Annotated in this window: 10 protein-coding genes; 1 reads left to right on the top strand and 9 read right to left on the bottom strand. The window is 54.6% G+C overall.

The genetic code is table 11. The features are described from left to right. Positions 1-5: 5 nt before the first annotated feature. The 9 genes from nuoI to lrhA all read right to left on the bottom strand — a co-directional run bounded on the left by nuoI (position 6) and on the right by lrhA (position 10,745). Complete coding sequence (gene nuoI, locus A3466_RS09550) at positions 6-548, bottom strand: NADH-quinone oxidoreductase subunit NuoI (protein ID WP_002913152.1); 543 nt, start codon at positions 546-548, stop codon at positions 6-8. A 14-nt stretch (positions 549-562) separates the two neighbouring features. Beyond that, positions 563-1,540, bottom strand: a complete 978-nt coding sequence (gene nuoH / locus A3466_RS09555) for an NADH-quinone oxidoreductase subunit NuoH (RefSeq protein ID WP_048219735.1) — start codon at positions 1,538-1,540, stop codon at positions 563-565. After that, positions 1,537-4,260, bottom strand: a complete 2,724-nt coding sequence (gene nuoG / locus A3466_RS09560) for an NADH-quinone oxidoreductase subunit NuoG (RefSeq protein WP_063450388.1) — start codon at positions 4,258-4,260, stop codon at positions 1,537-1,539. The genes nuoH and nuoG overlap by 4 nt, the downstream gene beginning before the upstream one ends. Before the next feature lie 55 nt (positions 4,261-4,315). Beyond that, positions 4,316-5,653: an NADH-quinone oxidoreductase subunit NuoF gene (gene nuoF / locus A3466_RS09565; RefSeq protein ID WP_063450389.1), complete on the bottom strand. Its 1,338-nt coding sequence runs from the start codon at positions 5,651-5,653 to the stop codon at positions 4,316-4,318. After that, positions 5,650-6,150: an NADH-quinone oxidoreductase subunit NuoE gene (nuoE, locus tag A3466_RS09570; protein WP_006176513.1), complete on the bottom strand. Its 501-nt coding sequence runs from the start codon at positions 6,148-6,150 to the stop codon at positions 5,650-5,652. The genes nuoF and nuoE overlap by 4 nt, the downstream gene beginning before the upstream one ends. A 2-nt stretch (positions 6,151-6,152) precedes the next feature. Then, on the bottom strand, positions 6,153-7,955 hold the full coding sequence (nuoC, locus tag A3466_RS09575) for an NADH-quinone oxidoreductase subunit C/D (protein WP_003861484.1): 1,803 nt from the start codon (positions 7,953-7,955) through the stop codon (positions 6,153-6,155). A gap of 89 nt (positions 7,956-8,044) precedes the next feature. Then, positions 8,045-8,719 carry an NADH-quinone oxidoreductase subunit NuoB gene (gene nuoB / locus A3466_RS09580; RefSeq protein ID WP_003861482.1) on the bottom strand — a complete coding sequence of 225 codons (675 nt, stop codon included), beginning with the start codon at positions 8,717-8,719 and terminating at the stop codon, positions 8,045-8,047. 15 nt (positions 8,720-8,734) lie between these two features. Continuing rightward, a complete protein-coding gene (gene nuoA, locus A3466_RS09585; RefSeq protein WP_003861475.1) occupies positions 8,735-9,175 on the bottom strand; it encodes an NADH-quinone oxidoreductase subunit NuoA in 441 nt (146 codons plus the stop codon). Between the two features lie 631 nt (positions 9,176-9,806). Next, complete coding sequence (gene lrhA / locus A3466_RS09590; RefSeq protein WP_063450390.1) at positions 9,807-10,745, bottom strand: transcriptional regulator LrhA; 939 nt, start codon at positions 10,743-10,745, stop codon at positions 9,807-9,809. Between the two features lie 936 nt (positions 10,746-11,681). Between lrhA and alaA the strand changes: the two genes are divergently transcribed. Beyond that, the gene (gene alaA, locus A3466_RS09595; protein WP_003861471.1) at positions 11,682-12,896 is read left to right on the top strand and encodes an alanine transaminase AlaA; all 1,215 of its coding nucleotides are present in this window, start codon (positions 11,682-11,684) and stop codon (positions 12,894-12,896) included. Positions 12,897-12,923: the final 27 nt, after the last annotated feature.

The following is a 12,923-nucleotide window of genomic DNA, read 5'->3' on the forward strand; positions in this document are numbered from 1 at the left end:
TCTCCTTACGGTAACAGGCTCTTGACGTCGATAGGCTTAGCTTCGTTCTCTGCTTCGCCTTTATCTTTGCCGTCGATTGCCATACCCGCCATCCGGTAGAAGTTATATTCCGGGTATTTGCCCGGACCGGAAATCAGCAGATCCTCTTTCTCGTACACCAGATCCTGACGCTTGTACTCACCCAGCTCGAAGTCCGGAGTCAGCTGAATCGCCGTGGTTGGGCACGCTTCTTCACACAGACCGCAGAAAATGCAGCGTGAGAAGTTAATGCGGAAGAATTCCGGATACCAGCGGCCGTCTACCGTCTCCGCTTTTTGCAGAGAGATACAGCCCACCGGACACGCTACCGCACACAGGTTACAGGCAACGCAGCGCTCGGCACCGTCCGGGTCGCGCGTCAGCACGATACGGCCACGGTAGCGCGGCGGTAAATATACCGGCTCTTCCGGGTACATCCGGGTTTCGCGTTTAGCAAACGCGTGCAGGCCGATCATCCAGATACTGCGTACCTGGGTGCCGAAACCTACCAATAATTCTTTTAAGGTCATGATCTCAAAGCCCCTTATGGCTGCTGCCAGAGAATGACAGCCGCCGTTACCAACAAGTTGACGAGCGTCAGCGGCAGGCACACTTTCCAGCCGAAGGACATTACCTGGTCATAACGTGGACGCGGTAACGCTGCGCGAATCAAAATGAACATCATCATGAAGAACGCGGTTTTCAGCGCGAACCAGATGAACGGCGGTAAGAACGGGCCATGCCAGCCACCGAAGAACAGCGTTACCATCAACGCGGAAATGGTGACGATACCGATGTACTCACCCACGAAGAACAGACCGAACTTCATGCCGGAATATTCAATGTGGTAACCGTCGGCCAGTTCCTGTTCGGCTTCCGGCTGGTCAAACGGGTGACGGTGACACACCGCCACGCCCGCGATAGCAAAGGTCACAAAACCAAAGAACTGCGGGATAACGTTCCAGATGTCGGCCTGGTTGTTGACGATGTCGGTCATGTTAAATGAACCGGCCTGCGCCACCACGCCCATCAGGGAGAGCCCCAGGAACACTTCGTAGCTCAGCGTCTGCGCGGAAGCACGCATCGCGCCCAGCAGCGAGTATTTGTTGTTACTGGACCAGCCTGCAAACAGCACCGCGTAAACCGCGAGGCCTGCCATCATCAGGAAGAACAGAATGCCGATGTTCAGGTCAGCGACAACCCAGGTCGGGCTGACGGGAACAATAGCAAACGCCAGCAGCAGCGAGGTGAAGGCGATCATCGGTGCCAGCGTAAAGATCACGCGGTCCGAGAAGCGCGGAACCCAGTCCTCTTTGAAGAACATCTTGATCATGTCCGCCACCAGCTGGAGTGAACCACCCCAGCCCACGCGGTTCGGTCCGTAACGGTTCTGGAACAGACCAAGCAGACGACGTTCACCAAAGCTCATGAACGCGCCGCAGGTGACGACTACCAGCAGAATCACAACCGCTTTCAGAATGCTCAGCAGGATATCGATAAGATCCGGCGTTAACCAACTCATGCTTTTGCCTCCTGAAGGTTATCAAGATGCGCACCCGCCAGAACCGGCGCGATGCCAGGCATCCCCATCGGCAGACCCACCTGCCCTGCTGACAAACGTTCAGAGATAATCAGCGGCAGGCTGATGGTCTGGCCGTCGTAGCTAAAGGCAATGTTCGCACCCGCGTTCACGCCAAGCTTCGCAGCATCCGCCGGGTTGAGCTTGATGTACGGCTGCGGCATACGCTGCTGGAATACCGGAGAACGCTGAGACATTTCATCGCTACCGAACAGGTGGTAGTACGGCGCAATACGCCACTGACCTTCCTGAGCCTGGAAGCTCGCCGGAACGGTGGTGAAGAAGTCCAGCCCGGTTTCGGAGGCTTCAATCAGACGTACACCCGGATCGCCGTGGCGCAGGTGGCCACCCACTTCAGCCTGGAACTTGTTCCATGCCTGCGGGGAGTTCCAGCCCGGTGCCCATGCAAACGGGATTTGCGAACGCGGCGCAGACGGCTGGTTGTTCCCTTCCATCGAGAAGGCAAACATGGTGTCTTTATCCTGCGGCTGACGCGGTTCGTGCACGCTGATGTTTGCGCGCATCGCGGTACGACCGCTGTAGCGGTGCGGTTCACGCGCCAGTTTCTGACCGCGAATGCGGAAGCTTGCGTCAGGCGCGGCGTCTTTAATGCCCGCCAGCTGAGGCAGTTTCTCAACAACCGCGTCGATAACGTGGTCGAGCTGCGTCCAGTCCACTTCACGGCTCTGCACGGTGCTGTGCAGGGAGTGCAGCCAGCGCCAGCTTTCCAGCATCACGGTATTGCTGTCGTAGTACGCCGGGTCATAAACCTGGAAGAAACGCTGTGCGCGGCCTTCGTTATTGATAACCGTACCGTCACTTTCTGCAAAACTTGCCGCAGAGAGTACCAGGTGCGCTTTGTCCATGATCGCGGTGCGCTGATGGTCAATGACCATCACCAGCGGCGCTTTGGAGAGCGCTGCGTCAACGCGTGCGGCAGACGCGTGGCGATGCAGGTCATTTTCCAGCACCACAACGGCGTCAGCGGCACCGGATTCCAGTTCGCTTAACGCTTCTTCCAGCGAGCCGCCGCCAATCATGCCCAGACCAATGCTGTTTACAGCACGGGCAATCATGGTCACACCGACGTCAGCGCCGCGGCCTTTCAGGGCTTTGGCAACGTTCGCGGCGGCCTGAATGATTTCAGCGCTACCGGCGTTGGTACCGGAGATGATCAGCGGTTTCTTCGCACCTGCAAGGGCCTGAACAATCACGTCGACCTTGTTTTGCAGGTCGCGATCCAGTTCAACGGCCGGAGAGTTGCTGTCCAGCGCGTGGGCAATGGCAAAGCCCAGGCGCGCCTGGTCTTCCACCGGCGCGCAGTAGGTCCACGCGGCGATATCGTCCAGACGGGTGTTGTCGACGTTAGTCACAAACAGAGGATGTTTCGCGCGCTGGCCGATGTTCAGAATCGCCGCAATCTGCCAGTCAGCCACTTTCTGCGCCGCTGCCATTTCACGTGCTTTACCCTTCACCGCCTGACGAACCGCCAGAGCCGCGCGGGCGCCGGTCTGCGTCAGGTCTTCACCCAGCACCAGAACCGCATCATAGGATTCGATTTCGCGCAGCGCTGGCGTATGAACGCCGCCTTCACGCAGCACCTTCAGCACCAGCTGAAGACGTTCCTGCTCGCCCTGAGCGATACCGGTATAGAAGTTTTCCGCACCCACCAGCTCGCGCAGAGCGAAATTGCTTTCGATGCTGGCGCGCGGGGAGCCGATGCCGATCACTTTCTTCGACTGGCGCAGAATATCTGCCGCGCCCTGCATCGCCTGCTCGGCGTTGAGGGTGATGACGTCGTCGCCACGGCGCTGAACCGGCTGACGCGGACGGTCTTTCAGGTTCACGTAGCCATAGCCGAAACGACCGCGGTCGCAGAGGAAGTAGTGGTTAACGGTACCGTTGTAACGGTTTTCGATACGACGCAGTTCGCCGTAACGCTCGCCCGGGCTGGTGTTACAGCCGAGGGAACACTGCTGGCAGATGCTTGGCGCAAACTGCATGTCCCATTTGCGGTTGTAGCGCTCGGAGTGGGTTTTATCCGTGAATACGCCGGTCGGACAGATTTCTACCAGATTACCGGAGAATTCGCTCTCGAGCGTACCGTCTTCCGGACGACCGAAGTAGACGTTGTCGTGCGCGCCATACACGCCCAGATCCTGACCGTCTGCGTAGTCTTTGTAGTAACGCACGCAGCGGTAGCAGGCGATGCAGCGGTTCATTTCGTGCGAGATGAACGGCCCCAAATCCTGGTTACGGTGGGTACGCTTGGTAAAGCGATAGCGACGGAAGCTGTGACCGGTCATCACGGTCATATCCTGAAGGTGGCAGTTACCGCCCTCTTCACAAACCGGACAGTCGTGCGGGTGGTTGGTCATCAGCCACTCCACCACGCTTTCACGGAACTGTTTGGCTTCTTCGTCATCAATCGAAATAAAGGTACCTTCGGCGGCTGGCGTCATACAGGACATCACCAGGCGACCACGCGTGTCTTCCGCGTTTTGATATTGCTTCACCGCACACTGGCGGCAAGCACCGACGCTGCCCAGCGCCGGATGCCAGCAAAAGTACGGAATATCGAGGCCAAGCGACAGACAAGCTTCCAGCAGGTTGTCCGCCCCGTTGACTTCGTATTCTTTGCCGTCTACATGAATCGTAGCCATTAGCATGCTTCCAGTTGGCTCAGTCGAAACCGAGCGTTAATCAAAATTCTTGTCGTTACCAGCGCGCTTTCAGCAGGTTCGGCTGAATACCATTGATCGAATGGGTATTGCTGAACGGCTGCTTGATGCCTGCTTCGAATTCGTCGCGGAAATATTTAATCGCGCTTTGCAGTGGCTCGACGGCACCCGGTGCGTGGGCGCAGAAGGTTTTACCTGGCCCCAGGAATCGACACAGTTGCTCAAGTGTCTCGATATCGCCCGGCTGACCTTCGCCACGCTCGATAGCACGCAGGATCTTCACGCTCCACGGCAGACCGTCACGGCACGGTGTACACCAGCCGCAGGACTCACGGGCGAAGAACTCTTCCAGGTTACGCACCAGCGATACCATGCCAATCTCGTGGTCGACGGCCATCGCCAGCGCCGTCCCCAGACGGCTGCCTGCTTTACCGATGCTTTCGAACTCCATCGGCAGATCAAGGTGGGCTTCGGTCAGGAAGTCCGTCCCCGCCCCGCCCGGCTGCCAGGCTTTGAATTTCAGTCCATCGCGCATGCCGCCTGCGTAGTCTTCAAGAATTTCGCGTGCGGTGGTGCCAAACGGCAGTTCCCAGACGCCAGGGTTCTTCACGCGCCCGGAGAAGCCCATCAGCTTGGTACCGGCATCTTTGCTTGAGGAGATGCCCTGATACCACTCCACGCCGTTCGCGAGGATAGCCGGGACGTTACACAGGGTTTCGACGTTGTTGACACAGGTCGGTTTACCCCACACGCCGGAGCTTGCCGGGAAAGGTGGCTTGGAACGCGGGTTCGCACGGCGACCTTCCAGGGAGTTAATCAGCGCGGTTTCTTCCCCGCAGATATAACGCCCGGCACCGGTGTGCACGAACAGTTCGAAGTCAAACCCGGTACCCAGGATGTTTTTACCCAGGAGGCCGGCTTCGGTGGCTTCGGCAATGGCGCGACGCAGGTTTTCAGCCGCTTCGATGTACTCACCGCGCAGGAAGATGTAGCCACGGTACGCTTTCAGCGCGAACGCGGAAATCAGCATGCCTTCCACCAGCAGGTGCGGCAGCTGCTCCATCAGCAGACGGTCTTTATAGGTGCCCGGCTCCATTTCATCGGCGTTACACAGCAGGTAACGGATGTTCATGGATTCATCTTTGGGCATCAGGCTCCACTTCAGACCAGTGGAGAAGCCCGCACCGCCTCGCCCTTTCAGGCCAGCGTCTTTTACTGCGTTTACGATCTCATCCGGCGCCATGCCGCCAAGGGCCTTACGCGCGCCGGCGTAGCCGTTTTTGCTCTGATATTCGTCGAGCCATACCGGCTGTTTATCATCGCGCAGACGCCAGGTCAGCGGATGCGTCTCAGCAGTACGAATTACAGTTTTCATTTGTACTGCTCCAGCAGGTCAGGAATCGCTTCCGGCGTCAGATGGCTGTGAGTGTCCTCATCAATCATCATGGTCGGCCCCTTGTCGCAGTTACCCAGGCAGCAGGTTGGCAGCAGAGTAAAGCGTCCATCGAACGTGGTCTGGCCCGGCTTGATATTGAGCTTTTTCTCAATCGCAGCCTGAATGCCCTGATAGCCGGTAATGTGGCAGACGACGCTGTCACAGTAGCGGATCACATGGCGGCCTACCGGCTGACGGAAGATCTGGCTGTAGAACGTGGCTACTCCCTCTACGTCACTTGCCGGAATGCCCAGCACTTTTGCGATCTCGTAGATCGCCCCATCCGGCACCCAACCACGCTGTTTCTGTACGATTTTCAGCGCTTCAATGGACGCCGCACGCGGGTCTTCGTAGTGGTGCATCTCGTGCTCAATGGCGGCACGCTCTGCTTCACTCAGCTCAAAAGCCTCGGTTTGTGGTTGTTGATTCTCGTGCATAATTAGCGGTCCACATCTGACATAACAAAATCGATACTACCCAGATACACAATCAGGTCGGAGACCAGACTGCCGCGAATGGCGGCCGGGATCTGCTGCAAGTGCGCGAAGCTTGGCGTACGCACGCGGGTACGGTAGCTCATGGTGCTGCCGTCACTGGTGAGGTAGTAGCTGTTGATACCCTTGGTCGCTTCAATCATCTGGAAGGATTCTTGTGCCGGCATGACCGGGCCCCAGGAAACTTGCAGGAAGTGGGTGATCAGGGTTTCGATATGTTGCAGCGTGCGCTCTTTCGGTGGCGGCGTCGTCAGCGGGTGATCCGCCTTGAACGGGCCTTCCGGCATGTTGTTGAGGCACTGCTCAAGAATGCGCAGGCTCTGGCGCAGCTCTTCCACTTTCAGCATCACGCGGGTGTAGCAGTCGGAAACGCCGCCGCCCACCGGGACTTCAAAATCGAAGTTCTCGTAGCCAGAGTAAGGACGGGCTTTACGCACGTCGAAGTCAATACCGGTCGCGCGCAGGCCTGCACCCGTGGTCCCCCACTCCAGTGCTTCTTTCGCACCGTAGGCCGCAACGCCCTGGGAACGGCCCTTCAGGATGGAGTTACGCAGCGCGGCTTTCTCGTAAGACGCCAGACGTTTCGGCATCCAGTCGAGGAATTCACGCAGCAGGCGGTCCCAGCCGCGCGGCAGATCGTGCGCCACACCGCCGATACGGAACCAGGCCGGGTGCATACGGAAGCCGGTAATCGCTTCCACCAGATCGTAGATTTTCTGACGATCGGTAAAGGCGAAGAAGACCGGGGTCATCGCGCCGACGTCCTGAATGAACGTGGAGATGTACAGCAGGTGGCTGTTAATACGGAACAGTTCTGACAGCATCACGCGGATCACGTTAACGCGATCCGGTACGGTGATGCCTGCCAGTTTCTCAACGGCCAGCACGTATGGCATTTCGTTTACGCAGCCGCCGAGGTACTCGATACGGTCGGTATACGGAATGTAGCTGTGCCAGGACTGACGCTCGCCCATCTTCTCAGCACCACGATGGTGGTAGCCGATGTCAGGGACGCAGTCGACAATCTCTTCGCCGTCAAGCTGAAGAATAATACGGAATGCACCGTGCGCAGACGGGTGGTTCGGACCAAGGTTGAGGAACATGAAGTCCTCGTTTTCGGTACCGCGCTTCATGCCCCAGTCTTCCGGCTTGAAGGTCAGCGCTTCCATCTCCAGATCCTGCTTGGCTTTGGTCAACTCAAACGGGTCGAATTCGGTGGCACGTGCCGGGTAGTCTTTACGCAGCGGGTGGCCGGTCCAGGTCTGCGGCATCATGATGCGCGTCAGGTGCGGGTGGCCGTCAAAGGTCATGCCGAACATTTCCCAGGTTTCACGCTCGTACCAGTTAGCGTTAGGGAAAAGTTTGGTGATCGTCGGCAGATGCATGTCGTTTTCAGACAATGCCACCTTGAGCATAATATCCGTGTTGCGGTCTATTGATATCAGGTGGTAGAAAACGGAAAAATCCGCAGCAGGGAGGCCCTGGCGGTGCGTTCTCAGACGTTCGTCCATGCCGTGTAAGTCAAACAGCATGACGTAAGGTTTTGGCAATTTCTTGAGGAAATCGACAACTTCCAGTAATTGCTCACGCTTCACCCAAACAACGGGTACCCCGGTGCGGGTGGCCTGAACAGTAAAGGCATCCGGCCCAAAACGGTTGCGCAGTTCGCCAATGACGGGGTCATCGAGATGATCCCGGGTCTGCCAGGCAGCTTCTTGCGCGGTTAAGTCGGTCATATTGTTCACCATTGCAAATGGTCCGTGGTGACTGTTAAGCCTGGCTTCGCGCTATTTGAGTAGTGATATGCGAAGGTGTTCTCCAGGCCCACAGGCGCAAATTAAATTTCGTCAGGCGTACGCAGATTGGTGACGGCAATTCGTTCACCACGTTTACGCTCGCGCTCGGACTGCATGTTCGCGCGATAGACACCCTGATCGCCAACAACCCATGAAAGTGGGCGGCGTTCTTTACCGATTGACTCCTGGAGCAGCATCAGCGCCTGCATGTAGGCCTCTGGACGCGGCGGGCAGCCCGGGATGTAAACGTCCACCGGAATGAACTTATCAACGCCCTGCACAACGGAATAAATGTCGTACATACCGCCGGAGTTTGCACATGCACCCATGGAGATAACCCATTTTGGCTCCAGCATCTGGTCATAAAGACGCTGAATAACCGGTGCCATTTTGGTAAAGCAGGTCCCGGCCACCACCATCAGGTCAGCCTGACGTGGAGAAGCACGCAGTACCTCGGCCCCAAAACGCGCAACGTCATGCACCGCAGTGAATGACGTCACCATTTCAACGTAGCAGCAAGAAAGGCCAAAGTTGTAGGGCCAGATGGAGTTCTTACGACCCCAGTTGACCATATCGTGCATGGCATGCTCGAGCTTGCCCATGTACACGCTTTTGTTGACTTCTTGCTCCAGGGGGTCAGTTACGATCTCCTGTTTTTGCAGGGGGTAACGGTCATTCTCACCGTTAGGATCTATGCGGGTGAGCGTATAATCCATCTTATTGCCTCGCTGTTACTGCTGACGATTAGAGATACTGTTTTCCGGGTTGATGTGTTCACGACGTGAACGCACAGGTGTCCAGTCCAGCGCGCCAATACGCACCAGATAAACCAGACCGGCCAGTAACACTAAAATGAAAATTGCGGCCTCGACAAAGCCCACCCAACCACTTTCGCGAATGGAGGTAGACCACGCGAAGAGGTAAAGCGCTTCCACGTCAAAAATGACGAAGAACATGGCTACCAGGTAGAACTTGGCAGACAGGCGTAAGCGAGCGGTACCTACGGAATCAATACCTGATTCGAAAGGTGTGTTTTTGTGCCTTGCGCGGGCGCGACCGCCCAGGAACCAGCCGCCGACTAACATCAGGCAGCACAGGCCAATGGCTACAATAAGAAAGATTGCGAATGCCCAGTGATGAGCGATGACTTCTGTGGATGTTGACATACTCATTGCTTACTCATCAAAAGTGATACCGACGACACTGCTCTTGCTGGCAGATGGGCATCACATCGATTCATGGGGAGGAACAAAATAACCTTACACTAACTGTCAGAAATGAGACATAGACAGCAAAATGATGGGTTTTTTTACTCCTATCTATAACCTTTTGTCAACTTTAACAAAGGTTTCTTCACATTAAATTACATCGAGCGATTCTCATTAACATTTGGTGCCCTTTAACCCTGGTGGCCAGGTGACTTTACGTCAAATGCATCTTGTTGAATCGTGTCCGTTTTGGAAGTAAAAAAAATAACCCTCCTATTTTGACAGGATTTGCCAACGATTCCTCCCCCTAAATAGGAGTATTTTCTTGATCTGAGACACGCTTTTGTTAATTCAATCAAAAAAACAGCAACATATTTCCTGTTTTTTTAACATCGGCAGGGTATGAGGGAAGATAGAACAGCTATTGTTCACATATTAATCAAAAGCATTTGGCTCATTGATAAATAAGCACTATTTCACTTATCCACACTCCTTTCGCGGTTATGAATAGCAAAAAAAACCACTCGCATGAAAAAATCATGCGAGTGGCTCTTTTTTACACTTACATTTTGTTACGAGAATTTTGAGGAAACGATCACTCAAAATCCCCTTCCACGATCAGCGAGTCATCCCCTCCTTCAGGAGTAACATGCGCGTACTGCCATGGATTGTGGTAGTTTTCCATTGCTTCGAATACCACCTTTGCCAGCTCGTTGTTGCTGCCGGCGTTATGGCACAGCATGTACTCCGTATCCGGTAGCGAGGGAAGCCCCTCTGATTTGCCCAGCACGCGCAGGTCGGGGCTCATCATCTCAACCGGACGGGCCGTTACGCCAAGCCCGGCCTTCACCGCCGCTCGCACTGCGGGCAACGTGGACGCCACGTACGCCAGACGCCAGGGGATACTGGCCTCGTTGAGGGCAGCCAGCACCATATCGCGGAACGGACTGGGATCGTCCAGCAGAACCAGGGGTATTGGCTCACCTTGTTGCAATACGTACTCCGCGGCACAGTACCAGTGCGTAGGAGAAGTACGCAGCGTCAGGCAGTCAAACAGGCCGGGTCGATGCGTGGTGACCACCAGGTCAACCTCATTCTCTTTCAGCATCTCAACCATGAAGGCATTGCGTTTAACGCTAACGTCCAGGGCAAGCTTCGGATAAACCGAGCTAATTCGATTGAGAAGGAAAGGTAAAATGGTATCTGCTGATTCATCTGACGCCCCTAATGTTAACACTCCCTGAAGGTTGCTAAACATTAATGACATACAGGCTTCATCATTAAAGCGCAGTATCTTCCTGGCATAACCCAGAAGCTGAATACCATGTTCTGTTAAAAGCTTATTACGTCCATGGCGCGCAAAAAGCTCTTTACCAACCAGTTGTTCCAGTCGCTGCATTTGCTGACTTACGGCGGACTGGGTACGGCATACTGCGGCAGCAGCTGCTGCAAAAGTGTTGAGATCGGCGACCGCAACAAACGTTCTCAGCAGATCGAGGTCGAGATTCATTATCGGACGATTTGCATTTATCATATCTTTTCACTTTCAGGTTGCTCGTGCGGAGCTGCCCGGGTTGAAGCTGTGTGTAACGGTTAAGCAATTCCTTCTGAAGTGTTTCCCTCGCATCCCGGCCCGGCAGACTGCCTGACAGATAGTTATTGTACTGTGGTATATCAACAGTCAGAAATCACGTTTCATGACGTTATTTTTATTCTCTTGCGTTCAGGTTATTTCATTGTGTGCAGGTAGATGTAAATTCCATAAAGAGTAAGACATGTTTTCTGCCATCTATATCGCAGCGTTGCCAACGTCGCAAGATGTGACTTACCCAATCGGCCAGAGATAACTTTAACAATAACAATCGATTAATACAGGAAAGCAGAATCCGATATACGTAACAGGCCTATCGCTCTGCTGCATTCCTGAATCACATCTTAACCCAAATCCACTATATTTATAAGTCTTATTGCACTAATACGGATTTAACGCCAATGATAAGCAACTACACTCTTTTTATTAAAATTAACGAAAGTTGCATTTTCGTCGTTAATAATAAATAAAGTTTAATTTAGATTCAGGCCAATCATTAATAACCCTTAACATTAATTTCACATGAGTAACTTTTAACCTGGCTTTGCTAATATGGCAATCTGTATCTGAGCATTCAGGTTTTACGAATGGTCACTCAGGGGGACTACTGCCTCAGCCCGGATCGTCTTTTTATTTACCTCAGAATAATATTGACACTTACATGATACTTTCAGCATAAAAAACCCATTAATAACCGCAATCACGGTGATTTCAGGCACAAAATCACTCCGTTATTAGATTAAGCGATCGCAGCGGCGCTGCCCGGCTGGACAAAATCTTCTTCTGTGTGCCCTTCAAAACGAGGCGCGGTGGGAGTACATTGTTCCGTGCTGCTTCCACGGCAGGAAGTGGCAATAATAGCGAAAAGGTTAAAGGTTCATGTCCCCTATCGAAAAATCCAGCAAGCTCGACAACGTCTGTTACGACATCCGTGGCCCGGTACTCAAAGAGGCAAAACGCCTTGAAGAGGAAGGCAATAAGGTTCTGAAACTCAACATCGGCAACCCCGCGCCATTTGGTTTTGAAGCGCCGGATGAGATCCTGGTGGATGTGATCCGTAACCTGCCAACGGCACAAGGCTATTGTGATTCAAAAGGCCTTTACTCCGCTCGCAAAGCCATTATGCAGCACTATCAGGCTCGTGGAATGCGCGACGTCACCGTTGAAGATATCTACATTGGCAACGGCGTCTCGGAACTGATCGTTCAGGCGATGCAGGCGCTGCTGAACAGCGGTGACGAAATGCTGGTTCCCGCGCCGGACTATCCGCTGTGGACCGCTGCCGTATCGCTCTCCAGCGGTAAAGCGGTACATTATCTTTGCGACGAATCCTCTGACTGGTTCCCGGATCTGGACGACATTCGCGCGAAAATCACGCCTCGCACGCGTGGGATTGTGATCATCAACCCGAACAACCCGACGGGCGCGGTCTATTCAAAAGAGCTGCTGATGGAGATCGTCGAGATCGCCCGCCAGCACAACCTGATCATCTTCGCTGATGAAATCTACGACAAGATCCTGTACGACGCGGCGCAGCACCACTCTATCGCCGCGCTGGCACCCGATCTGCTGACCGTCACTTTTAACGGACTGTCTAAAACCTACCGCGTGGCCGGTTTCCGTCAGGGCTGGATGGTGCTGAACGGCCCGAAAAAGCACGCAAAAGGCTATATTGAAGGGCTGGAGATGCTGGCGTCGATGCGTCTTTGCGCCAACGTACCAGCACAGCATGCGATCCAGACGGCGCTCGGTGGCTATCAAAGCATCAGCGAGTTCATCGTCCCGGGCGGCCGTCTGTATGAACAGCGCAACCGCGCATGGGAACTGATTAACGATATTCCGGGCGTCTCCTGCGTGAAGCCTAACGGCGCGCTGTATATGTTCCCGAAAATCGACGCGAAGCGCTTTAATATTCACGACGACCAGAAAATGGTGCTCGACTTCCTGTTGCAGGAAAAAGTGCTGCTGGTTCAGGGTACGGCGTTTAACTGGCCGTGGCCGGATCACGTGCGTATCGTGACCCTGCCGCGCGAAGACGATCTTGAGATGGCCATCAGCCGCTTCGGGCGCTTCCTCTCCGGGTATCATCAGTAACGTTGCCGTTCTGCCGGGTGGCGCTGC

This window comes from Enterobacter genomosp. S, from assembly GCF_001631805.1.
GTDB classification, from domain to species: domain Bacteria; phylum Pseudomonadota; class Gammaproteobacteria; order Enterobacterales; family Enterobacteriaceae; genus Enterobacter; species Enterobacter quasihormaechei.